Below are 24,665 nucleotides of genomic sequence, written 5' to 3'. Positions count from 1 at the left end.
GCCCTTTTTTGCACGACGGGATGACGGCTTTTGAATTCGGGGCGCACGGTTGGACTTTTGATTTTGGCGGCACTGTTGAGCGGTTGCGGAACATCGCCGCCGCGTTCGCCGGAAAACCTCTGCGAGATTTTCCGTGAGAAAAGTGATTGGTACGACGCCGCGCAAGTCACGCAAAAGCGCTGGGGCGTGCCGATCCAGGTGCCGTTCGCGATCATGTATCAGGAGTCCGGCTACCGCTACGACGCCAAGACGCCGCGCAAATACCTTTTGTGGGTGATCCCGTGGGGCCGCGTCACGACCGCAGCGGGTTACGCGCAGGCCAAGGATGAAGTCTGGGCCGACTACCAGAAAAGCACCGGCCGCCACGGCGCCGACCGTGAAGACTTCGATGACGCCATCGACTTCGTCGGCTGGTACATGGACAAGACCACCTCGATCAACGGCGTGTACAAGTACGACGCCTACAACCAGTACCTCAACTACCACGAGGGCTGGGGCGGTTTCCGGCAGAAGACTTATGCCAGCAAGGCTTGGTTGCCGCCGGTGGCGCGAAAGGTGCAGAACCGTTCGGACATGTACGGTCAGCAATATGCGGCGTGCAAGGATGATTTGAATCGCGGATTCTGGAGCCGGTTCTGGCATTGGCTCTGACCGCAGGCGCAAAAAAACCATCACGAGTTAACTCGCGATGGTTTTTTTTCGCTCGATGAGTTGAACGGACTTACAACACCGAAAAGTTGTAACTCACGATCAACCGGGTCTCATCCACGTCCCGGGCGAACTTCTCGTAGTTCGTCCGATACGTCGCGTTACGCAGACGCAGGCTGACGTCCTTGAACGTGCCGCTCTGGATCACGTACTTCAGCTCGCTGTCGCGTTCCCACTCTTTGCCTTCCTGATCGCTGCCCGGCACTTTGATGTGATCGCCGTTCACGTAACGGGTCAGGAAGCTCAGGCCGTTGATGCCGATGGCCTTGAAGTCGTAGTCGTAACGCAGCTGCCAGGAACGTTCCTGCGCAGCGGCGAAGTCGTTGACCTGCACGTAGTTCACCAGGTACGGGTTGCTGCCATCGAGGTACGGCATCGAGTTGTCGCCGTTCATGCGCTGCCAGCCGGCGCTGAAGGTGTGGCCGCTGATGCCGTAGGACAGCATGCCGCTCAAGGCGCGGTTGTCGATGGAGCCGGCCTTGGCATCACCGCTGTCGGCGCTTTTCAGCAAACGCAGATCCGCTTTCAGCACACCATCACCCAGCGGCTGGTTGGCCAACAGACCCACGAAGTGCTGGCGATAGATGTCTTCCAGCTCGGCGTAGTGGTACTGCGCGGTCAGGCGATCGTTGATCTTGTAGTCGAAGCCGTACATGTCGAAATGATCGGCGGTGGTGTTGCAGGCATAGCGCTTGTTCTTGCAGTGCACGCGGATGTCCTGGGAATCGGTCGAGTCCCGGGCGGTGTACTTGTCCAGGCGTGCGGCCATGAAGGTCAGGTCCTTCACCTCTTTGGAGGTCAGCATCGCGCCGTTGAACATGGTCGGCAGCAGACGGCCGTCGTTGTACTTGAGCAGTGGCAGATCCGGCAGCAACGCGCCGTACTTCAGCACCGTGTCCGAAACCTTCACCTTGGCGGTCAGGCCCATTTTCGCGTACTGACCTTTCGAACCGCGCGGGTTGTCGCCGCTGGACGGCAGCAGGCCGCTGTTACTGCGGTCAGGGCTGGAATCGAGCTGGAAGCCCGCCATGCCCAGCGCATCGATGCCGAAACCCACGGTGCCTTCGGTGTAACCCGATTGCAGATTGAGAATGAAGCCTTGAGCCGACTCTTCGCGCTTGGACGCGCCCTGATCACTGGAGGTGTGCCCGTCACGGAAATCGCGGTTGAAATACACCGTGCGCGATTCGATCTTCGCCGTGGTGTCTTCGAAGAAACCGCCGGCCTGAGCCTGTGCGGTAAAACCGGCGCACAGCACCAGGGCTCCGAAGCCAAGCGACTGGCGCGGGGTGATGAGGGGAAATGGGGGACGCATTGAAAACTCCAACAGAACAACGATTGCGCGGGGGCGCAAACAACCAGAAATAGCTCCCGTCCCGGCACAGTGAAGAACCGGGAGGAAGTGAACACGCGGGGGTGAGCGCCCATGATGGCAGATGGCTTTGACGTGCTACAGGCGACTTTAGTCTGAAACTGACTGATTGTTCCTGAGCGCCAAATCAGGTGACAGTCTTGGGACTGGCAGCGCCAAGTGCCGGTTTTACTGGATAAAACCGTGGCTCTAAGGGTTTTCCCTATACCTTCGGGGCTGTGCTTCTACGGCATTTGCGCCTTGAACGAGGCCGTTTAATCCTGCACCATCCGCCCACGCTAATCCAAAGGACGGAAAACAAGGCATGCTGGACGCCAACGCTACCCACATTACCCTCACGCTCGAAGGCGCTTCCGCCGACCTGCAAGTCCTCAGCTTCACCGGTCGCGAAGCCCTCAACGAACCGTTCCGTTTCGACCTCGAACTGGTCAGCGCCCGTCCTGACCTCAAGCTCGAAGAACTCCTGCACAAGCCCGGCTGCCTGACCTTCGGCGCCACCGGCGAGGGCAAGATTCATGGCCTGGTGTATCGCATCGAGCAAGGCGACTCCGGCAAGACCCTGACCCGCTACAGCCTGAGTCTGGTGCCGCAACTGGCCTACCTGCGGCACAACCATGACCAGCAGATCTTCCAGCAACTGACCGTGCCGAAGATCATCGCCCAGGTACTGGAAGATCGCGGCATTCTGGCCGACGCCTACAGCTTTCAGCTCAGCGCCGAGTATCCTGAACGCGATTACTGCGTGCAGTACGACGAATCCGACCTGCATTTCATCCAGCGCCTGTGCGAGGAGGAAGGCATTCACTTCCACTTCCAGCACAGCAGCAGCGGCCACAAACTGGTGTTCGGCGATGACCAGACCGTGTTCCGCAAACTGAAACCGGTGAACTACCAGCAAGACTCCGGCATGACCGCCGACAAACCGGTGATCAAGCGCTTCAACCTGCGCCTGGAAACCCGCACCAGCCGCGTCAGCCGTCGCGATTACGATTTCGAAAAACCGAAGATCCTGCCTGAAGGCGCGGCCAAATCCGCGTTCATGCCGGACCTCGAGGACTACGACTACCCCGGTCGCTTCACTACACGTGAGCGCGGCAAGTTCCTTTCGACCCGAGCCCTGGAACGCCATCGCAGCGACTACAAACTCGCCGAAGGCAAGGGTGACGAGCCGACGCTGACCACGGGCCACTTCCTGACCCTGGCCGAACATCCTCGCGCCGAATGGAACGATATGTGGCTGCTGCTGGAAGTCTTCCACGAAGGCAAGCAACCGCAAGTGCTGGGCGAGAACGTCACCAGCGACGTCACCGACGACAAGAGTGATTTCCACCAGGGCTACCGCAACAGCTTCGTGGCCACCCCGTGGGACGCGCACTACCGCCCTGCCCTCGAACACCCGAAACCGAAAGTCCTCGGCAGCCAGACCGCCATCGTCACCGGCCCCGGCGGCGAAGAAATCCACTGCGACCAGTACGGCCGCGTGAAGGTGCAATTCCACTGGGACCGTGAAGGCCAGGCCGACGACAAGACCACCTGCTGGCTGCGCGTCGCCAGCGGCTGGGCCGGCGCGGCGTACGGCGGCATCGCCATCCCGCGCATCGGCATGGAAGTGCTGGTGACCTTCCTTGAAGGTGACCCCGACCAACCGCTGGTCACCGGCTGCCTGTACCACAAGGAAAACGTCGTCCCCTACGACCTGCCGGCAAACAAGACCCGCAGCACCTTCAAGACCCTGAGTTCCCCGGGCGGCAAGGGCTACAACGAATTCCGCATCGAAGACAAGAAAGGCGTGGAGCAGATCTACATCCACGCCCAGCGCGACTGGGACGAAAACATCGAGCACGACCAGAAGATCCGCGTCGGCAACGAGCGGCACGACACCGTTGAAGCCAACACCCTGAGCGAATTCAAGGTCGAGGAACACCGCATCACCCACCTGGACCGCAAGAGCGAAATGCGCGCCAACGATCACCTGACCGTAGGCGTGACCCAGCACGTGAAGGTCGGCACCGGGCAGTTCGTTGAAGCGGGTACGGAGATTCACTACCACGCTGGCGACAAAGTCGTGATCGAGGGCGGCATGGAGCTGACGGCCAAGGCTGGCGGCAGCTTCGTCAAGGTCGATGCCGGTGGCGTGACCATCAGCGGTGCGGAGGTGAAGGCCAATACCGGCGGTGCACCGGGTGCCGGCACCGGGATCGCCATTTTGCCGCCCGTCATTCCGGCCCCGGCCGCCAACGACAAGCCAGGCACCGTCGTGTCGCCGAAGCAGGTGGTGAAATCCGCTTGAGGCTCAACGCAGTCTTTGCGGCTGGACTCATCACTTCAAGCCTTCATGTCGTTGCCGCTCAGCCATCGTTCACGACGGTGGCTGAGTGCGATCTGGCAGGCCCCGACAGCAGACTTTCCTTGCTGCGGGGCCACCCCCTCTCCGACGCTCACGTTTACAAAATCCGTCAGGAGCAAGAAACCAGATTCTTATATGCAGATGCCGATACGTCTTTCGGCAGTCGTGTTGATTGGCAATGCGTGCCCACAGGCAAAGGCGTGAATGTCTTTCTGATCACTGGCGAGTTCAGCTCCAACTACCAACAAGGCATCCTGTTTTTTCGAGATACGGACGACAGGCGGATTCACCGCGTGGAGTTCGCCGAAAGGAACCGTCCTCGCTGGGTATTGAGCGGTTCGAAAGGCCCTCAAGTCATTTTCGAGAACGCTGGATATGAGAGCGACCACAAGTATTTGATTTACGGGCCGGCGGATGCCTATCTGGAAACGGATGAGTTGCCGTTACCTGCGACCGCACAAGGCGAATCGCTGATTGAACTGAAACCTTATCCGTAGCTTGAACGTTTTAATTCAACAGGGGACCATCGCGTCCCCCATTGAACGCTGGCGAAATGTCAGGCCGGTGCGGTCCAGTTCAACATTCTCTGTTGGGCTACCTGCAGCAAATCATTGCCATCCTGCGCCAGCAGGTACAGCGCATGGGTGATGTGGGGAATGTCCTGGACATCGGCGTGTTTGAAGCACAGGCAATGCAGGGTTTCGAGCAGGTCGGCGGCGGCGCGTACGCGCTGGACGGCGGCTTCGAAGATGTCTTGGGGGTTGGCTTGGGTGTCGATGACCAGCGGTGCGCTGTCGGTGACGCCGCTGTTGAGCGGGAGGTAGCGGGCGGAGCTTAGTTTCAGTATTGGCATTGGAATTACTCAAGGCAGCTTGAATGTAACCGCCAGCACCGTGACCAAACGATGGGGAGGCGGACTGTGTACAGGCTTGGTCAACCGAGAACCACCCGACTCGGCTCGCCCGAAGGCGACCCTGCACACAGCCGCCACAGCAATGCACTCCACAGACACGAATGTCCGTCGGGGCGAATAATGGCACACATGCACAGGTGATTACGTTAGGTGACCAAACCTAAGTCGCTGATTTTGCAGCGACACCAAAACCATAACCGCCCCGCTCCAGCCCCCGGAAGCAGACAAGGCAGCGGTTCCTGTAGGAAGGCGCCGAGAATCCCCCACGAAACAATCCCCCGTCAGACAGCCGGCATTCAGCCGGGTTAACCCTCGCTTAACGCCGTGGTCAAAGACTCTACACATCCGCACGCTCTCAGCCGATGCTGACGCCCAGTGCGGCAGGTCTGGCGTGTTTCACGCCGGGCTTTCTATCCGTCGCACGGGAGTTTCTCCATGAACATTCGTCCATTCCTGCTCACCACCGCCCTCGCCTGCACCGCGTTTGCCGGGCTGGCCCAGGCCAATGACACCACGACCACCAAAGCAGTGCCGTACACCTATGGCATGTCGTTGAATGTGGCCAAAGTGGTCTCGATGACCGAGCAGCCAACCAAGGCCTGCAAAGTGATCGATGCCGACATGAAGTACATCGACACGTCAGGCAAACCCGAGGAAATCACTTACCGGAAAATGTCTGACGCCTGCAGCTTCCAGAACTGACAGAAAGCTCTGATTTGCGGCTTTGCGGTAGGCGGGCAAGGGTCTCGAAGGTTATGCTCGGGGCCCCTCCTCACTGCCGCAAGGATTCGCCATGCAGTTGTCGTTTCGCACGTTATCGACTATCACCTTTTCCCTGTGTTTCCTGCTGGCGCTGGCCTGGGGCCTCGTGCCGCAAGTACTGCTTTCGATCTGGAGCATTGAATACTCCGAGGCAGCAGGATTTGTCGCACGACGCATGGCGGTGCTGTTTGCAGCGTTGGGGGTGATGTTTTATCTGGTGCGCAACGCGCCGGTGTCGATCGCGCGCAATGCAATGAACAACGGCTTTATCGTCGGCTGTTTTGGCCTGGCGGTGCTGGGGTTTGCTGAATGGCTCAACGGCCATGCCGGCCCCGGGATTCTGCTCGCGGTGCTGGTCGAGTTCGCGCTGGGCCTTGGCTTCGTGCAGGCCCGGCGCGTGACGGTCGAACTGGGTGAAACGGTCGGTTAGAAGACTTTGGATCGCGGCACTGAATGATGGGTCGCCGAGTGTTGCGCGAGATTGGAGCGCAACCCGGCGATCAGGCCGTTGATTTCGCGACAGCTGTTCAGGTGACTGGCATCGATGCCACTGACCAGCAGATCGACCTGATCGGTACGGTGATCGCCATAAACCTTGACGGTCATCGACAGATCCGGGGACAGCGTGCACTGGCAGCGTTTCGGCAGAAAGCTGCTTTCAATGATATTGCGTAGTTCCAAGGCAGACAGAAACATGGCGAACCCTCTCCTTACTGTGAGACTGCCAATCAAGTATTCACATTGACCGTTGCCACTGTTCCCGGCGGGTGTATCCCCGCTGAATCCCTGGGTATGGCAAGCGGTTGTACTGCGAAATGCCCATTGGAGTGTAGGCGCACAAACTCGGTGCGCCGCACCAAATCAACGCATAAAACGTGCCTTTCATCGGGTGGTTTTCTCCTCCTTGCAAATCAATAACTTGGCGAAAACGCGGGCAACTGGCCAGTTGCAAAATGCAAGATTCGATCGTGCAGGCACTGCAATTTGCAAGCGGTTGGCGGTTTGCATTCATCGCCCATGGCAGTAAGAATGCCCGTCTACCAACGTACACCCGCCAGGAGGCTTCAATGGGAAATTTCACTGTTTACGCGACCGCCGGCCTGATGCTCGCCAGCCTGTCCACCCTCACCCACGCCGCAAAACTCGAAGACACGGCGCCCTACCCCAAAGCCGAAGCGGGCTTCACCCGGCAGGTCATTCACCTGCCGCAGCAGGCCCAGGAAGACAACTTCAAAGTCGAGATCCTCGCCGGCAGGACCCTCGAGGTGGACTGCAACCGCCAGCGCCTGGGCGGCACCCTGGAAGAGAAAAATCTGGAAGGCTGGGGGTATTCGTTTTACCGCCTGGAAAAAGTCAGCGGCCCGATGAGCACGATGATGGCCTGCCCGCCCGGCACCCAGAAAAAGCGCGCCTTCGTCCCTGTGATCGGTGACGGCTTCACCGTGCGTTACAACAGCAAACTGCCGATCGTGGTTTATGCACCGTCCGACGTCGAAGTGCGTTATCGCATCTGGTCGGCTTCGGACAAGGTCGGCACTGCCATCCCCGAGTAACTCGCCAAGGAGCAGCGGCATTGATTACCTGCCACGTCAGATACGTGATTGATCCCTACCAGCTCGACGCCTTCGAAGCCTATGCCAAGACGTGGCTGGGTATCGTCGAACGGCTGGGCGGGACGCATCACGGCTATTTTCTGCCCTCGGAAGGCGCGAGCAACATCGCTTACTGCCTGTTCAGTTTTCCGTCCCTGGCGGATTACGAAAGCTATCGCCACATTGCACTGACCGACCCGGAAAGCACGGCACTGGTGGCCGATCTGGTCGAAAAGAAGTTCATCGTCAGCTACGAGCGCAGCTTTCTGCGCCCGCTGCTGCCCTGAACACCTTTACGCCTTAATCCCGCCGGCCGCAGCGCGCTCGGCGACGTGGCGCAAGCTGTCAAAGTTGATATTGGCGCCGGAATCGATGGCGATCAGCGTCTGATTCCGTGCGCCGGTCTGCGCCACGTACTTTTTGATGCCCGCAACCGCCAACGCGCCGGAAGGCTCGGTGATCGAGCGGGTATCGTCGTAGATATTCTTGATCGCTGCGCAGAGTTCGTCGTTGCTGACTGTGATCACTTCATCCACGCAGAAGCGACAGATCTCGAACCCGTAGGCGCCGATCTGCGCCACTGCCACGCCATCGGCGAAGGTACCGACGCTGGGCAGCACCACTCGCGCATCCGCCTGCAACGCAGCTTTCAGGCAGGCCGAGTGCTCCGACTCCACGCCGATGATCCGCACCTCCGGCCGCAGGTATTTCACATACGCCGCGATACCGGCGATCAAACCACCACCGCCCACCGGGACGAAGATCGCGTCCAGTGCGCCCTGATGCTCACGCAGGATTTCCATTGCAACCGTGCCCTGGCCTGCGATTACGTCAGGATCGTCGAACGGCGAGACGAACGTTCGTCCGGTCTGCTCGGCCAGTTGCAGCGCGTGGGCCAGGGCGAACGGAAAGCTTTCGCCATGCAGCAGCGCTTCAGCACCGCGACTGCTGACGCCCAGCACTTTCAACTCAGGTGTTGTTGCCGGCATGACGATAGTCGCAGCAATGCCCAATTCACGCGCCGCCAGCGCTACGCCTTGAGCGTGATTGCCCGCCGACGCAGTGATCACGCCCCGAGCCTTCTGCGCGTCGCTCAATTGCACCAGTTTGTTGTAGGCACCGCGAATCTTGAAGGAGAACGTCGGTTGCAGGTCCTCACGCTTGAGCAGGATCCGGTTGCCCAGCGCTTCGGACAGTGCCGGCGCAGATTGCAGCGGCGTGCGCACCGCCAGTTCATAAACCGGCGCGGCGAGGATCTTTTTCACGTATTGCTCAAGCAAGGCTTGCTGGTCGGGGCTGTGGCGCATGTTCGTCTCCTGACTTTTTATTCAGAACCCCGGAGACAGAAAGTAAAAACCCGCCTCTAGGGCGGGTTGGGTGCTGCAGTCGTGAGCTAGCCCGCCAAATGAGGAATGGCGGTAATAATGCTTGGCTGGCAGCGCAATACGGTGGAAGTCATGGCCCCGAAATTAGCTCGGGCGTTGCTGGCAAGTCAATGGCGATTTTTGCGTTGGGTCTGTAGGCTGGCGTTTCGCTCATCTGACCAAGGAAGGAATACATGATGTCCATCGCCCTGCCCCTCACTGCTTTGATCGCCTTCAGCGGCTACACCGTTAGCGTGATGCTGCAAGCCGAGCAATCGCTGATCGATTTCGGCATCAGTCTGATGTCGCGGCCAGACACCGCCCAGGTGGTGATCGATCTTTATCTGCTGGCATCGCTGGCCGGCATCTGGATGTACAAGGATGCGCGCAAGCGTGGGCAATCGGGTTGGTCGGTGGTGCCGTATCTGTTGCTGACGGCGGTGTTTGTTTCGGTCGGGCCGCTGTTGTACCTGGTGGTCCGTGGCCTGCGGGATCGCAAACGCCCGGCCGCCGTCATTTCGCCAGACGCCTGAGCCCGAACAGCATCCCGCTCGCCCCCAGCAACATCGCCGCAAGGAACAACGGGTACGACACCCACCACGGCGTCCCGGCGGTCATCATGCTGAATTCCGACATGCCGCCAATGCTCGCAATCAGGTTGAGCGGCAGGAACACCACGTTGATCAGCGTCAGCTTGCGCAGCAGGTTGTTCATGCTGTTGTTCATCAGGTTGCCCCGAGCGTCGATCAGCCCGGAGAACACCGTGGAATAGATTTCCGCCTGCTTGTAGCACTGGTTGTTTTCGATGATCAGGTCGTCGATCAGGCCAATGGCTTCGCTGCCAAAATGCTGTTTCTCGGCGTGGTTGCGCAACCGCGTCAGTACCGCGCCGTTGCTGTGCAGCGCGTTGATGTAATAAATCAGGCTTTCGCTCAGGTTGAACATCTGCACCAGATGCTGGTTTTGCATAGAGGCGTTGAATTTCTGCTGCAACTCCCGGGCGACCAGTTTGATTACCTTCAAATGCCCGAGATAGTGGTGGATATTGTTGAACAGCAGATCCAGCAACACATCCAGTGGCGTATTGAGTGGCCGGCCCGTGCCGAGACCGTGCAGCGGCGTGTCGTCGGTGGCGATCACCAGCAACTGGCCCGGCGAGAACAGCAAACCGCAGGACGACACCTCGAACGCCAGACTGCCACCGCCGGAGTAGTTCTCGGGGCGCTTCCAGATCAGAAACAGATGATCCGGATGAAACTCGATCCGCGACACCTCGTCCGGGTCCAGCGCCGAGGCCAGAGCATGCTCATCCAGTTTGAAGTGACTGTGGAGCAGGTCGCGTTCAGCCGCGTCGGGGTCGCTGAACAACATCACCTCGGCGTCCAGCCGTTCGACCCGCTGCAACCCGCCGTGGCTCAGTGCAAAGCTGTTGATCATCGGCCGCTCACCAGGCCTGGCCACGACGTTTGAGTTCCAGGCGCCTCACGAACTCCTCCAGCACCAGCGAATACAGATCGTCTTGCAGGTAAGCGTCTTCGATGCCGGCGTCGAGGTTCGGGTTGTCGTTGACCTCGATGACCACCACTTTGTCGCCCGCCTGCTTGAGATCAACGCCATACAAGCCGTCGCCGATCAGGTTGGCGGTCTTCACCGCCAGTTCCACCACCGCACGCGGCGCTTCGTGGATCGCCAGCGTGCGGCATTCGCCGTTGACGTCCTGGCCCTTGGCCTTGTGGTTGTAGATCTGCCAATGGCCCTTGGACATGAAGTACTGGCAGGCGAAGATCGGTTTGCGGTTGAGCACGCCGATACGCCAGTCGTACTCGGTGTAGAAAAACTCCTGGGCCAGCAACAGCACCGAGTGTTCGAACAGTTCAGCGGTGGCTTCGAGCAAGGCCTGTTGGCTCTCGACCTTGATCACGCCGCGAGAGAAGCAACCGTCCGGGATCTTAAGCACCAGCGGAAACCCGAGGCGTTCGCCGACCCGCTCGAAGTCTTCCGGTCGTTCCTTATAGAGAATTTCCGTGGCCGGCATGCCCAGTTGATGGCTGTTGAGCAGGTCCGTGAGATAGACCTTGTTGGTGCAACGCAGGATCGACGTCGGGTCGTCCATCACCACCAGCCCTTCGCTTTCGGCTTTCTTGGCGAAGCGGTAAGTGTGGTTGTCGACGCTGGTGGTCTCGCGGATCAGCAAGCCGTCGTACTCGGCGAGCCTTGCGTAGTCCTTGCGCTCGATCAGCTCGACATCGATGCCCATGCCCTTGCCGACCCGCACGAAGTTTTCCAGCGCGCGGGCGTTCGACGGCGGCAACGCTTCCTGTGGATCGTGCAGGATCGCCAGGTCATATCGCGCCACTTGCGGCGAACGCGGTACACGCCAGACCTTGCGGCTGAAGCCGTCCAGCGCATTGGCGAACTGGTCTTCCTGGTCGTCGCGCAACTTGTGCAGAGCACCGGACTTGATACCTTCGATGTGCCAACCGTTAGTTCGACGGAACTCAACTAAAAGAATCGGACACGGGAACACTTCAAATAATTGCCGGGCAAGATCCTGCAACGGCTCGATATGCGTTCTGCCGAAATAAAGTGTCAGCGTGAAACCTTCGGTATCGCTGTAGAGATGATGACTGAGGGCTTTTTCCAGGGTTTTATCCAGGTCATCCAGTGCCAGACCGTAGAGGGATTTGCGGGTCAGTTCGCTGATGGTGCGCACCGACGGAATCACCTTGTGACCCCGCGCCTCGGCCAGCAACGAGCAGTAGTAGCCGTGGCCCAGGTACTTGTAGCTACGGCAAAGGTTGATCACCTGCACGCGTTTTCCCGGCTCGCTGTCGGGAGGCTGTTCGAGGTATTCCTGGGCCGTCAGGATGTCTTCGCTGGGGAAATATGAGGCCCAGTCTTCCTTGCGTTCGACGATGATCAACACTTGACTGGAAGTTCTGATTTGCGGTTTTAAATAAGTTGCCGGTGGCAAACTTTGACTGGATACTTCGCGCCAATGACCCTGTACCGCTGACATAGAAATTGATCCGTTGGAGAACAAGACCTTTTCTATTAAGCACGAACTTTTTCGAAAGTCCCGTTTCGTTACGCAACTTTTACGGCGGTCATATGAACACTGTTTTTCGCTTGGCGACAGTTGATGATTTAGCGGCGCTGCAGGCACTGGAAATGCACTGTTTCACCACGGACCGGCTCACTCGCCGCAGCTTTCAGTGGATGATTACCCGCGCCCACGGCCAGTTGCTGGTGGCCGAGCGCGAGGGTCAGCTGGTGGGTTATGCGCTGGTGCTGTTCCATCGCGGCACGTCGCTTGCGCGGTTGTATTCCATCGCCATTTCCCCCGAAGCCCGGGGCGGTGGCCTGGGCAAACAATTGCTCCAGCGCATCGAAGCCTGCGCGCTTGAGCATGACTGCGCCTACCTGCGGCTGGAGGTGCGCACTGACAACCCGACCGCCATCGCGCTGTACGAACGCAGTGGCTATCGGCGCTTTGCACTGATTCACGACTACTACGAAGACCATGCGGACGCTTTGCGCCTGGAAAAGCGCATCCTGCAACATCACGACTCACGCAGCATCAAGGTGCCCTATTACCGGCAGACCACCGATTTCACCTGCGGGCCGGCGTGCCTGCTGATGGCCATGGGCGCCTTGCAGGCTGATCGTCTGCTGGAGCGTCGTGAAGAACTGCAGCTCTGGCGCGAAGCGACCACCGTGTTCATGACCGCCGGCCATGGCGGTTGCAGCCCTCAAGGCCTGGCGTTGGCCGCATGGCGCCGAGGGTTTCGCGTGCGATTGCAACTGAGCATGACCGGGCCACTGTTTCTCGACGGCGTGCGCGACACGCATAAAAAAGACGTCATGCGCCTGGTGCATGACGAGTTCATGGCACAGCTGAACGACACCGACGTTGATCAGATCATCGGCACGACACTGGATTTGCCCCGCCTGCTGAACGCCGGCGGGCAGCCTTTGGTGCTGATCAGCAGCTATCGGCTGACCCGCTCCAAATCCCCACACTGGGTGATCGTCACCGATTGCGACGAGGATTTCGTCTACCTGCACGACCCGGATGTCGATCACAGCCAGCACCGCCAGCCCATGGACTGCCAGCATGTGCCGGTCAGCCATGGGGAGTTCGAAAAAATGTGCCGGTTCGGACGCGGCAAACTACGGGCGGCGGTGGTGCTCTACGCCCGCTCACCCGCATGAAGCATTTATTTGAGTCCGACCTTGTAGAGCGAGCCGTCGGACTCGTCCGTCAGCAGATACAGATAGCCGTCCGGTCCTTGGCGCACATCACGGATCCGTTGTTTCAGATCGCCCAGCAAACGCTCTTCATGCACCACCTTATCGCCATCGAATTGCAAGCGGATCAGTTCCTGAGTGACCAGCGCTCCGATGAACACGTTGTGCTGCCATGGCTTGAAGCGGTCGCCATCGTAGAACGCCATGCCGGTGACACCCGGTGATTTTTCCCAGACATGGTGCGGGGCGACGGTGCCTTCGACGGTTTTACCCTGGGCTTCCGGGATGGGTTGCATCGAGTAGTTGATGCCGTGGGTTGCCAGCGGCCAGCCGTAGTTCTTACCGCGCTCGATGATGTTCACCTCATCGCCCCCGCGCGGGCCGTGTTCGTTTTCCCACAATGTGCCGGTCCATGGATTGAGTGCTGCGCCCTGCGGGTTGCGATGGCCGTAGGACCAGATCTCCGGGCGCACACCGGACTGACCGACAAACGGGTTGTCGTCCGGCACCTTGCCGTCGGGGTAGATCCGCACGACCTTGCCTTGCAACTTGTCCAAATCCTGGGCGGTCGGGCGGTCGTTGTTTTCGCCGAGGGTGATGAACAGGTAGCCGTCACGGTCGAACACCAGCCGCGAGCCGAAGTGATTGCCAACGGACAGCTTCGGTTCCTGACGGAAGATCACGTTGAAGTCCTTCATGGTTTTCAGGTCGTCCGACAGACGCCCGCGCCCGACCGCCGTCCCGGCCTTGTCGCCGGCACCACCACCCTCGGCGTAAGACAGGTACACCAGCCGATCCTGTTTGAAGTCCGGTGACAGCACCACATCCAGCAACCCGCCCTGCCCCTTGGCCCATACCTTGGGAACGCCATCGATCGGCGCCGACAACGTGCCGTCAGCCCCCACCACCCGCAGATTGCCCGGACGCTCGGTCACCAGCATGCCCTGACGATCAGGCAGGAACGCCAGCGCCCATGGGTGCGCAAGCCCTTGGGTAATCGTCGTGACTTCAAGGGTGCCCTGCTCGCTTTGCAGTTCCTTGGGGGCAGCGGCGAATACCGGGCTGCAGATAACAGCGCCGGCACACAGGCCGGCTAAAAGGGTTTTACGCAACATGCACGATTCCTTTTGTTCGTTTGAAGGGCTGACAGAGCGGTTCTGCCATTCAACGGTTGCTGTCGCCATCACGGGCGGGTGGGTTGGGAATGAATTTCGGCGGCGTGCTCGGCACCGAACGCAGGGGCTGGCCATTGCCGATGCCGCCATTCTCGACGGTGGGCTGGCGAGGCGCGGGCACCGTACTCGGCCCGCGAATCACCGGATTGGCGGGCTGCGTGCCCTGCATGCTGTTGGGATTGGCCCGGTGAATCGGGCTGTTGTAGGGATTGCTGTTGTTGCCGGTCGGACTTTGCGCCAGCAACAGGGCATCGGCGTGAACCAGCCCGCCACTAAGGGCCAACAATGCGATGCCAAGCAGAAAACGGTTCATGGACGGCCTCTCTCGATGCACGTGGAATAGAGCCTTCGAGTCCACGCTACGCCGAGGGTTCGGATTTGTTAACCCGTCATCGCTAAACAAGGTGTAACACCGTTTGACCAGTTGCCCGTTGGCGGGCAACGGAAACTTTCACGCATACAGACGGGTCACCCGAACATCACTCGGAGAACGGCACCATGGCTCGGGCAATCTGGAAAGGCGCAATCAGTTTCGGTCTGGTGCACATCCCCGTGGCGCTGGTGTCGGCGACCTCGTCCCAGGGCGTGGACTTCGACTGGCTGGACAGTCGCAGCATGGACCCGGTCGGCTATAAACGGGTCAACAAGGTCACCGGGAAAGAAGTGACAAAGGAGCACATCGTCAAAGGCGTGCAGTTCGAAAAAGGCCGCTATGTCGTGCTCAGCGAGGAAGAAATCCGTTCGGCCCACCCGGTCTCGACCCAGACCATCGACATCTTTGCCTTCGTCGACAGTGAACAGATCCCGCTGCAGAACATCGACACGCCCTACTACCTGGCCCCGGACAAACGCGGTGGCAAGGTTTACGCGTTACTGCGCGAAACCCTGAGCAAAACCAAGAAAGTCGCCCTCGCCCGTGTGGTGTTACACACGCGCCAGTACCTGGCGGCGTTGATGCCACTGGAGTCGGCACTGGTGCTGGTGAAACTGCGCTGGCCACAGGAAGTGCGAAGCCTCGATGAACTGGCGCTGGGCAGCGAAGTGACCCAGCCGCAACTGGCGAAAGCCGAGCTGGACATGGCCAAACGACTCGTTGAAGACATGAGCGCCGACTGGAAGCCCGAAGATTACACCGACGAATTCGAAGACAAGATCATGGCCTTGGTGGACAAAAAGGCCCATGAGGGCAAGATCGAGGACGTTGAGACCGTTGACGGCGAAGAAGAGCGCAAGTCGGCTGATGTTATCGACTTGACCGAACTGCTCAAACGCAGTCTCGGCGGGAAATCACCGGCCAGACCGGCGAAGAAAGCCGCGAGCAAGACGACAGCGGCGAAAAAAACCAAAAAAGCGTCGTGAAAATGAAATCGGGCGACTGTCTTTCAACAGTCGCCCGATTTATCAGATCAGTTATCAGATCAGAATGAAGATCGCCAGCAGACCACCGAAGATCGCCCACTTTTCCAGGTAGTAGCGCGCGCGATTGCGCTTTTTCAGCTCTTTGCCGCGCAGGCGGATCTTGTAGATTTTGGTAAACAGGCGGTTGATACCGCCGGTGCGGTCGCCCGCATCGTTCGGCGCACCGGCGGCCGACATCACGGTACGGCTGAACCAGCCGTTGAACGCGGCTGCCCAGCGATACTTCATCGGGCGCTCGACGTCGCAGAACAGGATGATGCGGTTCTTGTCGGTGGTGTTTTCGGCGTAGTGAATGTAGGTCTCGTCGAACATCACCGCTTCGCCGTCGCGCCAGTGATAGTTCTCGCCATCGACGTTGATGTAGCAACCGGCGTCGTTCGGCGTTTCCAGACCCAGGTGATAACGGTAGGAACCGGCGTACGGGTCACGGTGACGCACCAGTTTCGAGCCAGGTGGCAATTCGGCGAACATCGCCGCCTTGATCGAACCGATGCTCTGCACCAGTTCGGTGGTGCGCGGGCACAGTTGCAGCGCCGACGGATGGCTGTCGCCATACCACTTCAGGTAAAAGCGCTTCCAGCCGGTCTTGAAGAACGAGTTGAAACCGACGTCGTCGTACTGGTCCGAGCGCTTGATCGCACCGGCACGCAGAAGGTTCTGACCTTCCTCGCGGATTTCTTCCCAATGGGCCTGCAACGGGCTCAGATCGGGAAAGTCCTTAGGGTCGAGGTAGGGTTTGTTCGGCTTCTTCGAAAACAGATAAAGGAAGCAGTTGATCGGCGCGAGAAACGTCGAGTGATCGCTCAACTGACGGCCCAGTTTGTGACGCACACGACCACGCAGGTGAACGTATGCAATGGAAATGACATAAATAGCAGCAATGATGAGTTTCACGGAAATCGTCACACGTCAAAAGTGAACAAACTGCGCGCCTTTCTGGCTGTGGCCATAGGTCTGTGGCAGTGGTCTGGATACAAAACAGCGTCTCGGTGGCACATCCTTGAGCCCATGCCGGGCAAGGGCCTGGGTGAATGGATGGCATTTTAGCCACAGTTTGTAACCAATAGTGAACCTTCATCTGTGAAAAACTGTCCCGCGATTGCGCCAATTGGCATTCCGGGGATCACCGCCCTATCGCTGGAAGAGCCAGACCAGTACAATCGCCGCCAAACTTTACGCGCCCCCCCTTGGTTGATGACGGGATTTCCCGCCTCAGCGCACTTCGACTCGGGCCAAGCGCTCCGGCCGCACCCTCGCTACTCAGAATGCTTCGCAGGATAAACCTTTGATTTCTACAGCTAATATCACGATGCAGTTCGGCGCAAAGCCGCTGTTCGAAAACGTTTCGGTGAAATTCAACAACGGCAACCGTTATGGCCTGATCGGCGCCAACGGTTGCGGCAAGTCGACGTTCATGAAAATCCTCGGTGGCGACCTCGAGCCGTCCGCCGGCCAGGTGATGCTCGAGCCGAACGTTCGCCTCGGTAAACTGCGTCAGGATCAGTTCGCCTACGAAGAATTCACTGTGATCGATACCGTGATCATGGGTCACGAGGAGCTGTGGAAGGTCAAGGCCGAGCGCGATCGCATCTATTCCCTGCCGGAAATGAGCGAAGAAGACGGCATGGCCGTGGCCGAGCTGGAAACCGAGTTCGCCGAGATGGACGGCTACACCGCCGAATCCCGCGCCGGTGAACTGCTGCTGGGTCTGGGGATTCCGCTGGAACAGCATTTCGGTCCGATGTCCGAAGTGGCGCCGGGCTGGAAGCTGCGCGTTCTGCTGGCTCAGGCACTGTTCTCCGATCCGGAAGTGCTGTTGCTCGACGAACCGACCAACCACCTGGACATCAACACCATTCGCTGGCTGGAATCGATCCTCACCGTGCGTAACAGCACCATGATCATCATTTCCCACGACCGTCACTTCCTGAACAGCGTCTGCACGCACATGGCCGACCTGGACTACGGCGAGCTGCGTCTGTTCCCGGGCAACTACGACGAGTACATGACCGCGGCGACCCAATCCCGCGAGCAACTGCTGTCGGACAACGCCAAGAAGAAAGCCCAGATTGCCGAACTGCAGACGTTCGTCAGCCGCTTCTCGGCCAACGCCTCGAAAGCCAAGCAGGCCACTTCCCGTGCCAAGCAGATCGACAAGATCCAGCTGGCCGAGGTCAAGCCATCGAGCCGCGTGAGCCCGTTCATCCGTTTCGAACAGACCAAGAAACTGCACCGCCAGGCCGTGACCATCGAGCAGATGTCCAAGGGCTTCGACGGCAAGACCCTGTTCAAGAACTTCAGCTTCACCGTTGAAGCCGGCGAACGCGTGGCGATCATCGGCCCGAACGGTATCGGCAAGACCACCCTGCTGCGCACCCTGATGGGCGAACTGACCCCGGACGCCGGCACCGTGAAGTGGACCGAAAGCGCAGAGCTGGGCTACTACGCTCAGGACCACGCCCACGACTTCGAAGACGACGTCAGCCTGTTCGACTGGATGGGTCAGTGGACTCAGGGCGAGCAAGTGATTCGTGGCACCCTGGGCCGCATGCTGTTCTCCAACGACGAGATCCTCAAGTCGGTGAAGGTCATCTCCGGTGGTGAGCAAGGTCGCATGCTGTTCGGCAAGCTGATCCTGCAAAAGCCGAACGTACTGGTGATGGACGAACCGACCAACCACCTGGACATGGAATCGATCGAGGCGCTGAACCTGGCGCTGGAAAACTACCCGGGCACGCTGATTTTCGTCAGCCACGACCGTGAGTTCGTATCGTCCCTGGCCACGCGCATCATCGAGCTGAGCCCGAACGGCGTGACCGACTTCAGCGGCACTTATGACGATTACCTGCGCAGCCAGGGCGTCGTGTTCTGATAGCGGCCTCGAGTCGAAAGCCCCGCCCCAAGGCGGGGCTTTTTATTGCGCCCAGGAAAGATAGTTAGCCTGCTTTCTTTTATTCCAGCGCCAAGCCATGATGCGGACTCTCCCACCGCCGCCCGCGAACGAGCCCTCATGTCTGCGCAGCAACAGCCACCGCAAAGCTCCATGGCGATCACCCTGCAGATCGTCTCCATCGTTTTCTACACCTTTATCGCTTTCCTCTGCATCGGCCTGCCGATTGCGGTGCTGCCCGGTTACGTACACGAACAACTGGGCTTCAGTGCCGTCGTTGCAGGTCTGGTGATCGGCTCGCAATACCTGGCCACCCTGCTCAGCCGCCCCATGGCTGGGCGCATGTCGGATACCGTCGGGACCAAACGGGCGATTGTTTATGGCCTGTTGGGTATCGTCCTCAGCGGCCTGCTGACACTGGTTTCCACGTTGCTGCAGGACTTCCCGCTGACAAGCCTGATCATTCTGATTGCCGGGCGTTTGCTGCTCGGCATCGCTCAGGGGCTGATTGGTGTAGGAACCATCAGCTGGTGCATGGGCCAGGTGGGTGCGGAACATACCGCCCGGTCCATCGGCTGGAACGGCATCGCCTCCTATGGCGCCATCGCTATCGGCGCACCACTGGGCGTGCTGATGGTGGCCGATTATGGCTTTACCAGCCTCGGTATTGCCTTGTCGGTACTGGCCGCCGGCGCTCTGCTGCTGATTCGCAACAAACCTTCGGTGCCGGTAGTGCGCGGCGAGCGTCTGCCGTTCTGGGCGGTGTTCGGGCGGATCGCGCCGTTCGGTGCCAGTCTGAGCCTGGCCTCGATCGGTTACGGCACCCTGACCACGTTCATCACCCTTTATTACCTCAATCGCGGCTGGACCGGCGCGGCCTACTGCCTGACGGTATTCGGTGTGTGCTTCATTCTGTCGCGGCTGTTGTTCATTTCCGCCATCGCCCGATTCGGCGGCTTCGCTTCGGCCATCGCCTGCATGAGCATCGAAACCGTCGGGCTGTTGTTGCTGTGGCTCGCCCCCTCGACCGGTTACGCACTGATCGGCGCCGGGCTGGCAGGGTTCGGACTGTCGCTGGTGTACCCGGCGCTGGGGGTTGAAGCCATCAAGCAGGTGCCCAACTCCAGCCGTGGTGCCGGGTTGAGTGCTTACGCGGTGTTTTTCGATCTGGCGCTGGCGGTTGCCGGGCCGTTGATGGGCGCGGTGGCGTTGAATCTGGGGTATTCGTGGATTTTCCTAGGTGCAGCGCTGTTGTCCGTGACCGGACTGGCGCTGACCTTGTGGCTCAAGCGTCGGGCGATGGCCTGACGCTTACTGATCCGCCGTCTGCATCCCCGCCCGGGAAGGCTTGCCCAGCGCATGGGAGAAGAACCGCCCGGCCTCGGAAATCAGGTTGCGGTGAATGTCTTCGCGATCCACCCCGTCAGCGTCGGTACACAGCGCCGGCATCGCACGAATCTGCTCTTCATTGCACGGCGCCATGAACACGAAGTGCCCGGCCCCGGCCAGCAACTTGAAGTCCGGTGCAGTCGGCAGTTTGCGCGCCAGGGCCGCGGCGTTCTTGTCGAAGGCCACCAGTTTGTCGCCATCGCCGCTGTACAGCAGCACCGGCACATGCACGTCGGCCAGGGTGTGCCGACCGAATTTCAGGCTCAGCGGCGCCATCAGCAGCAACGCATGCACGCGCGGATCGGCCACAGGCTGCAAGTCATCGCGATCGACGATCAGTTCGCCCTGGGTGTTGCAGGCGTCGCGGTCGTCCGGACGCTCCTGGCAATAACGGCGCAGGCGATCCAGGTCAGGCTGCGCGCCTGAAAGAATCAGCGCGGTCTCACCGCCCGCCGAATAACCGATCACGCCGACCTGATCGGCGTTCACGAACGGCGCGAGCATGCGGTCGCCAAGAGTGGCGGTAATGGCTTCGGAAATCTGGATCGGGCGCCCATAAAGATTGCTCAAGGTGCCGAGGCGGCTGTGGTCCCTGGAGTTGTCGCCGGGATGAATCACCGCAACCACCACAAAGCCCTTGCGGGCCAGCGATGTGGCGAGGTCGTGCAGGGCCAGCGGCGTGCCGGTGTTGCCGTGGGACAGCATCAGCATCGGAAAGCGGCCGAGGGCGATTTTGGTGTCTTCGCCGGCTTCGACCGAATAGCCCTCGAGCAGGCTCATGTGCTCGCGGTCGCTGGAGGGATAGAACGCGATGGCACGCATCGGTTGCAGGTCGAGCGGATCGAGGAACGTCATCTCGTGATAACCGACGCTCCAGCGTGGGTGCTGGCCGGGGGCTGCGTGCACTGAATTCAGGCTGCCGAGCAGGCAAATCAGTAACGTTGCACAAAGACGCATCATGGGATGCCCCACCCTGTTGTTACTCAATCGAAAGATCCGTTGTGTTCGACGCCCGAAACTCCGTGGTTCGGTGATCCGGCGCGGCGTTGCACTCAGACGTTGATCGTAAGACTGCATAACCCGGGCCAGATTATGTAACAGTCGGACACAAAAAACTCCGTATCTAGCCCTTGCAGAACCAGAATACAGAGTTTTTTGGGTGTTGCCTGAACGAGAGCTGTTCTTTACGAAAGCCTTACGCAGCGGCGAACAGTTGCTCGCTGATGCGGGCGTGGGCAGCGCTCATGGCGTTGTTGCGAACTTCTTCACCGTAGGCCAGACCTTCGGCGCGGACGATTTCAATGTCGGTGATGCCGAGGAAGCCGAAGACCAGTTTCAGGTAGTCTTCGTGAGCAACGCCCGAAGCCTGACCGGCGTGGATGCCGCCCGAGGTGGAGACGATGATCACTTTCTTGCCACCGCACAGGCCTTCAGGGCCGGCTTCGGTGTAGCGGAAAGTCTGGCCGGCGACGGCGATGCGGTCGATCCAGGCCTTGAGCTGGGTTGGCACGGTGAAGTTGTACATCGGCGCGGCAACGACAATGGCGTCAGCAGCGATGAATTCGGCCAGGGTGTTGGCGCTCAGCTCGGCTTCGTGCTGTTGTGCGGCGTTGCGCAGTTCAGCGGTGGTGCCGGCGGCAACCAGAGTGGTGGACGAGAAGTGGCTGATGGCGTCGGCAGCCAGGTCGCGGTAGGTCACGACAGCGCTTGGCTCGGCGGCTTGCCAGGCTTTGACGACTTCAGTGCTCAGCTGACGGGAAGCAGAGTTGTCGCCCAGAATGCTCGAATCGATGTGCAGCAGTTTCATAGTGGAATCTCCTGGAAAGAATCGCCGGTGGCGACGGAATGGAGACAATCCTACCTACGAAACCAATAGCTGATTAGACGGCAACAATGCGATAGTTTGTCCCATTGATAGAACAGTCGGAATTCCCCATGCAAGACCTCAACGATCTCTACTATTTCGCCAAAGTGGTCGAGGCCGGCGGATTCGCCGCTGCCGGCCGCTTGCTGGGCATTCCCAAGTCGCGCCTGTCGCGGCGGATTGCCGAACTGGAAGAACGCCTCGGCGCGCGCCTGCTGCAACGCACCACCCGCCAATTGAAGCTGACCGCAGTCGGCGAACGCTATCTGCGCCACTGCCAGGCGATGCTGCTGGAAGCGGAAATGGCCGACGAGACGGTGGCCAGCATGTCCAGCGAACCCCGTGGCCGCCTGCGGGTTTCGAGCCCCACAGGACTGGCCCATGAAATGCTGCCGGTGGTGATCAGCAACTTCCTCGGCAAATACCCGCAGGTGCAACTGGAAGTCACTTTGATCAATCGCCGGGTCGATCTGATCACCGAAGGCATCGACGTGGCCCTGCGGGTGCGCGAACACGGCGACGAAGAACCGATGCTGGTGACCCGCCGCTTGCGTCAGGCGCAAATGGTGGTGGTTGCGAGCCCTTCCTTTATACAGGGCGTGGAAATCAATCATCCGCAGGACTTGAAAACCCTGCCGGTGCTCGGCGCGCTGGAGGCCGATCGCATGGTGCATGTACGCCTGCTCGATCAGCACGGCAAGAGTTGCGATCTGGCGCTGGAAGCCCGGCTGGGCATCGACGACTTCATCGTGCGCAAGGCTTGCGTGCTGGCCGGCCAGGGTTTCACCCTGCTGCCGATGATGTATTGCGAGGCGGAGCTGAACAACGGCACGCTGGTGCAACTGCTGCCGGACTGGTCGTTGCCCGGCGGTTGGCTGCAAGCGGTGTATCCGCACCGGCGCGGGGTGATGCCGGCGGTGCGCGCGTGGATCGATCATCTGGTGGAATCGTTCAATGCCTGTGGAGAGCGGCTGTTATGAAACAAGGAAAGATGAGCGAGAAGGATGTCGCGGATTTCTGCCTGGCATTGCCCGGCGCCCGGGAAGACTATAAATGGGGCGGTGTGCGGGTGTTTTCGATTGCCGGCAACAAGATGTTCGCCTTGCAGGGGCTGCGCGGTGAGTCGCTGGCGTTCAAGGTCGACAAGGACCTGTTTCTCGGTCATTGCGACCGGCCGGGCATTCACCCGGCGCCGTACCTGGCGCGGGCGCAGTGGATCATCATGCACCCGCCCTACCCCTTGGGCGCCGAGGAACTGCGGGGGTTGCTGCAACGTTCTCACCAGTTGGTGGTGAGCAAGCTGCCGAAGAAAACCCAGGCGGGGTTGCTGCTGTAGCCCTACCCCAGCGCCAACAGGTTCGAACCGAGGAACAGCTGATCGATCCAGAACACCTGGTGCAGCGCGACGATCACCCAGAACAGAATCTGAAACGACACCTTGCGCGTCTTGTGCCGGAAGACTTGCTGGGCGATCAATGCACCCGGCCAGCCGCCCGCCAGTTCCACGGCGTGCAGGACGTTTTCCGGAGTGCGCCAGGCGTCGGCGCGGGCCTTGCGCTTGTCGGCCCAGTACAGGAAGAACGCCAGCACGCTGACAATCCCGTAGGCCATCAACGGCACCAATGAGATCCCGCGCAGCCACATCGACAGCGAACCGAACAGCGGCAACGCGCAGACAATCAGCAACACGAACAACTTCAACTTCAGATGCTGGATGCTGCCACCGGACGGGCCGCGATCCGGGCGGCGTGCGCGGGAATCACTCATGCCTTGGCCGCCGCCCAGTCCACCCAGCCGAACTGCCAGGTCGCCAGAATCAACAGGCCGAACACGATCCGGTACCAGGCGAATGCCGCGTAGCTGTGGCTGGCGATGAACTTCAGCAAACCGCGCACGGCGATCATGGCGAAAACGAATGCAGTGACAAAACCGATGGCAAACACCGGGAAGTCCGCCGGCACGAACAGCGCACGGTACTTGTAGCCCGAATACACCGCCGCACCGACCATGGTCGGCATCGCCAGGAAGAACGAGAACTCGGTGGCGGTCTTGCGCGACAGACCGAACAACAGGCCGCCGATGATGGTCGAGCCGGAGCGCGAGGTGCCCGGGATCATCGCCAGACATTGGGCGAAGCCGACCTTCAACGCATCTTTCCAGGTGATTTCGTCCACGGTTTCGGCGTGCACTTCATGCTGCCGGCGCTCGGCCCACAACATGATGAAGCCGCCCACGACCAAAGCCGTCGCCACAGTGATCGGGTTGAACAGGTATTTGTGAATCAGATCGGCAAAGATCACGCCCAGCACCACGGCGGGCAGGAAGGCGATCAGCAGGTTGGCGGTAAAGCGTCGTGCACTCGGCTGGGTCGGCAAGCCGATGACCACGTCGAGAATCTTGCGGCGAAACTCCCAGACCACCGCGAGAATCGCGCCGAGCTGGATGATGATGTTGAACGCCATGGCGCGTTCGCCGCCGAAATTCAGCAGGTCGGCGACGATGATCTGGTGTCCGGTACTGGATATGGGCAAAAACTCCGTCAGCCCTTCTACAACTCCGAGAATCAGTGCCTGCAAGGCGGTCCAAAGGTCCATCAATCCCCCAAAGAGCGATGCGCTC

General features: G+C 59.9%; 26 protein-coding genes and 1 pseudogene. 14 read left to right on the top strand and 13 right to left on the bottom strand.

What is annotated here, in order from left to right; translation table 11 throughout:
- Positions 1 to 30: 30 nt before the first annotated feature.
- Positions 31 to 651 carry a transglycosylase SLT domain-containing protein gene (locus AC07NR_RS06430; protein ID WP_265814505.1) on the top strand — a complete coding sequence of 207 codons (621 nt, stop codon included), beginning with the start codon at positions 31 to 33 and terminating at the stop codon, positions 649 to 651.
- Positions 652 to 721: 70 nt separating this feature from the next.
- On the opposite strand, the gene AC07NR_RS06425 is transcribed toward AC07NR_RS06430, so the two are convergent.
- Positions 722 to 2,023 carry an OprD family porin gene (locus AC07NR_RS06425; protein WP_495078099.1) on the bottom strand — a complete coding sequence of 434 codons (1,302 nt, stop codon included), beginning with the start codon at positions 2,021 to 2,023 and terminating at the stop codon, positions 722 to 724.
- A gap of 361 nt (positions 2,024 to 2,384) precedes the next feature.
- Between AC07NR_RS06425 and AC07NR_RS06420 the strand changes: the two genes are divergently transcribed.
- Positions 2,385 to 4,370: a type VI secretion system Vgr family protein gene (locus AC07NR_RS06420; RefSeq protein ID WP_495078098.1), complete on the top strand. Its 1,986-nt coding sequence runs from the start codon at positions 2,385 to 2,387 to the stop codon at positions 4,368 to 4,370.
- Positions 4,367 to 4,924 (top strand): hypothetical protein, encoded by a 558-nt coding sequence (locus AC07NR_RS06415; protein ID WP_495078097.1) that lies wholly within the window; start codon positions 4,367 to 4,369, stop codon positions 4,922 to 4,924. Before AC07NR_RS06420 ends, AC07NR_RS06415 begins: the two co-directional genes overlap by 4 nt.
- 59 nt (positions 4,925 to 4,983) lie before the next feature.
- On the opposite strand, the gene AC07NR_RS06410 is transcribed toward AC07NR_RS06415, so the two are convergent.
- Positions 4,984 to 5,280 (bottom strand): hypothetical protein, encoded by a 297-nt coding sequence (locus AC07NR_RS06410; RefSeq protein ID WP_305833023.1) that lies wholly within the window; start codon positions 5,278 to 5,280, stop codon positions 4,984 to 4,986.
- A gap of 495 nt (positions 5,281 to 5,775) precedes the next feature.
- On the opposite strand from AC07NR_RS06410, the gene AC07NR_RS06405 reads away from it, so the two are divergent.
- Both AC07NR_RS06405 and AC07NR_RS06400 read left to right on the top strand, forming a co-directional pair.
- Positions 5,776 to 6,042, top strand: a complete 267-nt coding sequence (locus AC07NR_RS06405) for a DUF2790 domain-containing protein (protein ID WP_495078096.1) — start codon at positions 5,776 to 5,778, stop codon at positions 6,040 to 6,042.
- 91 nt (positions 6,043 to 6,133) lie between these two features.
- The gene (locus AC07NR_RS06400; RefSeq protein WP_114882834.1) at positions 6,134 to 6,532 is read left to right on the top strand and encodes a hypothetical protein; all 399 of its coding nucleotides are present in this window, start codon (positions 6,134 to 6,136) and stop codon (positions 6,530 to 6,532) included.
- Here AC07NR_RS06400 and AC07NR_RS06395 read toward each other — a convergent pair.
- Positions 6,529 to 6,798, bottom strand: a complete 270-nt coding sequence (locus AC07NR_RS06395; RefSeq protein WP_495078095.1) for a DUF1652 domain-containing protein — start codon at positions 6,796 to 6,798, stop codon at positions 6,529 to 6,531. The two genes, AC07NR_RS06400 and AC07NR_RS06395, sit on opposite strands and share 4 nt — an antisense overlap.
- Positions 6,799 to 7,169: 371 nt before the next feature.
- On the opposite strand from AC07NR_RS06395, the gene eco reads away from it, so the two are divergent.
- Positions 7,170 to 7,655, top strand: coding sequence for a serine protease inhibitor ecotin (eco, locus tag AC07NR_RS06390; protein WP_495078094.1), 486 nt, complete (start codon positions 7,170 to 7,172; stop codon positions 7,653 to 7,655).
- A gap of 20 nt (positions 7,656 to 7,675) precedes the next feature.
- Positions 7,676 to 7,981: an NIPSNAP family protein gene (locus AC07NR_RS06385; RefSeq protein WP_085703035.1), complete on the top strand. Its 306-nt coding sequence runs from the start codon at positions 7,676 to 7,678 to the stop codon at positions 7,979 to 7,981.
- A gap of 21 nt (positions 7,982 to 8,002) precedes the next feature.
- On the opposite strand, the pseudogene ilvA reads toward AC07NR_RS06385, so the two are convergent.
- Positions 8,003 to 8,970, bottom strand: a pseudogene (ilvA, locus tag AC07NR_RS06380) (threonine ammonia-lyase, biosynthetic); the annotation flags it as partial.
- A 282-nt stretch (positions 8,971 to 9,252) separates the two neighbouring features.
- On the opposite strand from ilvA, the gene AC07NR_RS06375 reads away from it, so the two are divergent.
- The gene (locus AC07NR_RS06375; RefSeq protein ID WP_495078093.1) at positions 9,253 to 9,591 is read left to right on the top strand and encodes a DUF2834 domain-containing protein; all 339 of its coding nucleotides are present in this window, start codon (positions 9,253 to 9,255) and stop codon (positions 9,589 to 9,591) included.
- Here the strand turns inward: AC07NR_RS06375 and AC07NR_RS06370 are convergent.
- A complete protein-coding gene (locus AC07NR_RS06370) occupies positions 9,572 to 10,495 on the bottom strand; it encodes a magnesium transporter CorA family protein (protein WP_305833027.1) in 924 nt (307 codons plus the stop codon). The genes AC07NR_RS06375 and AC07NR_RS06370 overlap by 20 nt on opposite strands.
- A 7-nt stretch (positions 10,496 to 10,502) precedes the next feature.
- The gene (locus AC07NR_RS06365; protein WP_273903085.1) at positions 10,503 to 12,077 is read right to left on the bottom strand and encodes a RimK family ATP-grasp domain-containing protein; all 1,575 of its coding nucleotides are present in this window, start codon (positions 12,075 to 12,077) and stop codon (positions 10,503 to 10,505) included.
- A gap of 92 nt (positions 12,078 to 12,169) precedes the next feature.
- On the opposite strand from AC07NR_RS06365, the gene rimI reads away from it, so the two are divergent.
- Positions 12,170 to 13,273 (top strand): ribosomal protein S18-alanine N-acetyltransferase, encoded by a 1,104-nt coding sequence (rimI, locus tag AC07NR_RS06360; protein ID WP_423205641.1) that lies wholly within the window; start codon positions 12,170 to 12,172, stop codon positions 13,271 to 13,273.
- Positions 13,274 to 13,278: 5 nt separating this feature from the next.
- Here the strand turns inward: rimI and AC07NR_RS06355 are convergent, their stop codons facing one another.
- On the bottom strand, positions 13,279 to 14,424 hold the full coding sequence (locus AC07NR_RS06355; protein WP_495078092.1) for a PQQ-dependent sugar dehydrogenase: 1,146 nt from the start codon (positions 14,422 to 14,424) through the stop codon (positions 13,279 to 13,281).
- Positions 14,425 to 14,473: 49 nt separating this feature from the next.
- On the bottom strand, positions 14,474 to 14,797 hold the full coding sequence (locus tag AC07NR_RS06350; RefSeq protein WP_423205639.1) for a hypothetical protein: 324 nt from the start codon (positions 14,795 to 14,797) through the stop codon (positions 14,474 to 14,476).
- A gap of 185 nt (positions 14,798 to 14,982) precedes the next feature.
- On the opposite strand from AC07NR_RS06350, the gene ku reads away from it, so the two are divergent.
- Entirely contained in the window at positions 14,983 to 15,843 is an 861-nt protein-coding gene (gene ku, locus AC07NR_RS06345; protein WP_495078091.1) for a non-homologous end joining protein Ku, read from the top strand.
- Between the two features lie 54 nt (positions 15,844 to 15,897).
- On the opposite strand, the gene lpxO is transcribed toward ku, so the two are convergent.
- On the bottom strand, positions 15,898 to 16,797 hold the full coding sequence (gene lpxO, locus AC07NR_RS06340; RefSeq protein ID WP_085708729.1) for a lipid A hydroxylase LpxO: 900 nt from the start codon (positions 16,795 to 16,797) through the stop codon (positions 15,898 to 15,900).
- A gap of 391 nt (positions 16,798 to 17,188) precedes the next feature.
- Here lpxO and AC07NR_RS06335 point away from each other — a divergent pair, with 391 nt between their 5' ends.
- Both AC07NR_RS06335 and AC07NR_RS06330 read left to right on the top strand, forming a co-directional pair.
- Positions 17,189 to 18,775: an ABC-F family ATPase gene (locus AC07NR_RS06335; protein WP_085708149.1), complete on the top strand. Its 1,587-nt coding sequence runs from the start codon at positions 17,189 to 17,191 to the stop codon at positions 18,773 to 18,775.
- A 138-nt stretch (positions 18,776 to 18,913) separates the two neighbouring features.
- On the top strand, positions 18,914 to 20,101 hold the full coding sequence (locus AC07NR_RS06330; protein ID WP_495078090.1) for an MFS transporter: 1,188 nt from the start codon (positions 18,914 to 18,916) through the stop codon (positions 20,099 to 20,101).
- Between the two features lie 3 nt (positions 20,102 to 20,104).
- Here the strand turns inward: AC07NR_RS06330 and AC07NR_RS06325 are convergent, their stop codons facing one another.
- Together AC07NR_RS06325 and AC07NR_RS06320 are read right to left on the bottom strand one after the other, a co-directional pair.
- Positions 20,105 to 21,142 carry an alpha/beta hydrolase family protein gene (locus tag AC07NR_RS06325; RefSeq protein ID WP_114882809.1) on the bottom strand — a complete coding sequence of 346 codons (1,038 nt, stop codon included), beginning with the start codon at positions 21,140 to 21,142 and terminating at the stop codon, positions 20,105 to 20,107.
- A gap of 235 nt (positions 21,143 to 21,377) precedes the next feature.
- Positions 21,378 to 21,989: an FMN-dependent NADH-azoreductase gene (locus tag AC07NR_RS06320; protein ID WP_085708152.1), complete on the bottom strand. Its 612-nt coding sequence runs from the start codon at positions 21,987 to 21,989 to the stop codon at positions 21,378 to 21,380.
- A gap of 128 nt (positions 21,990 to 22,117) precedes the next feature.
- On the opposite strand from AC07NR_RS06320, the gene AC07NR_RS06315 reads away from it, so the two are divergent.
- Together AC07NR_RS06315 and AC07NR_RS06310 are read left to right on the top strand one after the other, a co-directional pair.
- On the top strand, positions 22,118 to 23,026 hold the full coding sequence (locus AC07NR_RS06315; RefSeq protein ID WP_119426161.1) for a LysR substrate-binding domain-containing protein: 909 nt from the start codon (positions 22,118 to 22,120) through the stop codon (positions 23,024 to 23,026).
- Positions 23,023 to 23,382: an MmcQ/YjbR family DNA-binding protein gene (locus AC07NR_RS06310; protein ID WP_248739598.1), complete on the top strand. Its 360-nt coding sequence runs from the start codon at positions 23,023 to 23,025 to the stop codon at positions 23,380 to 23,382. Before AC07NR_RS06315 ends, AC07NR_RS06310 begins: the two co-directional genes overlap by 4 nt.
- A gap of 2 nt (positions 23,383 to 23,384) precedes the next feature.
- Here the strand turns inward: AC07NR_RS06310 and AC07NR_RS06305 are convergent, their stop codons facing one another.
- Together AC07NR_RS06305 and AC07NR_RS06300 are read right to left on the bottom strand one after the other, a co-directional pair.
- Positions 23,385 to 23,813 (bottom strand): DUF1294 domain-containing protein, encoded by a 429-nt coding sequence (locus tag AC07NR_RS06305; protein ID WP_495078089.1) that lies wholly within the window; start codon positions 23,811 to 23,813, stop codon positions 23,385 to 23,387.
- Positions 23,810 to 24,640, bottom strand: a complete 831-nt coding sequence (locus AC07NR_RS06300) for an undecaprenyl-diphosphate phosphatase (RefSeq protein WP_114882802.1) — start codon at positions 24,638 to 24,640, stop codon at positions 23,810 to 23,812. Before AC07NR_RS06300 ends, AC07NR_RS06305 begins: the two co-directional genes overlap by 4 nt.
- Between the last annotated feature and the right edge of the window lie 25 nt (positions 24,641 to 24,665).

The sequence above is a fragment of the Pseudomonas sp. GW821-FHT09C09 genome, assembly GCF_059418105.1.
Note: the sequence above shows the minus strand (reverse complement) of the source record. Positions and strands in the feature narration are given on the sequence as shown.

Excerpts from the sequence above, each read along its gene's own strand:
- AC07NR_RS06425 (WP_495078099.1), bottom strand. The coding sequence starts at position 2,023 with ATGCGTCCCCCATTTCCCCTCATCACCCCGCGCCAGTCGCTTGGCTTC.
- AC07NR_RS06420 (WP_495078098.1), top strand. The coding sequence starts at position 2,385 with ATGCTGGACGCCAACGCTACCCACATTACCCTCACGCTCGAAGGCGCT.
- AC07NR_RS06410 (WP_305833023.1), bottom strand. The coding sequence starts at position 5,280 with ATGCCAATACTGAAACTAAGCTCCGCCCGCTACCTCCCGCTCAACAGC.
- AC07NR_RS06405 (WP_495078096.1), top strand. The coding sequence starts at position 5,776 with ATGAACATTCGTCCATTCCTGCTCACCACCGCCCTCGCCTGCACCGCG.
- AC07NR_RS06400 (WP_114882834.1), top strand. The coding sequence starts at position 6,134 with ATGCAGTTGTCGTTTCGCACGTTATCGACTATCACCTTTTCCCTGTGT.
- AC07NR_RS06395 (WP_495078095.1), bottom strand. The coding sequence starts at position 6,798 with ATGTTTCTGTCTGCCTTGGAACTACGCAATATCATTGAAAGCAGCTTT.
- eco (WP_495078094.1), top strand. The coding sequence starts at position 7,170 with ATGGGAAATTTCACTGTTTACGCGACCGCCGGCCTGATGCTCGCCAGC.
- AC07NR_RS06375 (WP_495078093.1), top strand. The coding sequence starts at position 9,253 with ATGATGTCCATCGCCCTGCCCCTCACTGCTTTGATCGCCTTCAGCGGC.
- AC07NR_RS06370 (WP_305833027.1), bottom strand. The coding sequence starts at position 10,495 with ATGATCAACAGCTTTGCACTGAGCCACGGCGGGTTGCAGCGGGTCGAA.
- AC07NR_RS06365 (WP_273903085.1), bottom strand. The coding sequence starts at position 12,077 with ATGTCAGCGGTACAGGGTCATTGGCGCGAAGTATCCAGTCAAAGTTTG.
- rimI (WP_423205641.1), top strand. The coding sequence starts at position 12,170 with ATGAACACTGTTTTTCGCTTGGCGACAGTTGATGATTTAGCGGCGCTG.
- AC07NR_RS06355 (WP_495078092.1), bottom strand. The coding sequence starts at position 14,424 with ATGTTGCGTAAAACCCTTTTAGCCGGCCTGTGTGCCGGCGCTGTTATC.
- AC07NR_RS06350 (WP_423205639.1), bottom strand. The coding sequence starts at position 14,797 with ATGAACCGTTTTCTGCTTGGCATCGCATTGTTGGCCCTTAGTGGCGGG.
- ku (WP_495078091.1), top strand. The coding sequence starts at position 14,983 with ATGGCTCGGGCAATCTGGAAAGGCGCAATCAGTTTCGGTCTGGTGCAC.
- AC07NR_RS06330 (WP_495078090.1), top strand. The coding sequence starts at position 18,914 with ATGTCTGCGCAGCAACAGCCACCGCAAAGCTCCATGGCGATCACCCTG.
- AC07NR_RS06325 (WP_114882809.1), bottom strand. The coding sequence starts at position 21,142 with ATGATGCGTCTTTGTGCAACGTTACTGATTTGCCTGCTCGGCAGCCTG.
- AC07NR_RS06320 (WP_085708152.1), bottom strand. The coding sequence starts at position 21,989 with ATGAAACTGCTGCACATCGATTCGAGCATTCTGGGCGACAACTCTGCT.
- AC07NR_RS06315 (WP_119426161.1), top strand. The coding sequence starts at position 22,118 with ATGCAAGACCTCAACGATCTCTACTATTTCGCCAAAGTGGTCGAGGCC.
- AC07NR_RS06310 (WP_248739598.1), top strand. The coding sequence starts at position 23,023 with ATGAAACAAGGAAAGATGAGCGAGAAGGATGTCGCGGATTTCTGCCTG.
- AC07NR_RS06305 (WP_495078089.1), bottom strand. The coding sequence starts at position 23,813 with ATGAGTGATTCCCGCGCACGCCGCCCGGATCGCGGCCCGTCCGGTGGC.
- AC07NR_RS06300 (WP_114882802.1), bottom strand. The coding sequence starts at position 24,640 with ATGGACCTTTGGACCGCCTTGCAGGCACTGATTCTCGGAGTTGTAGAA.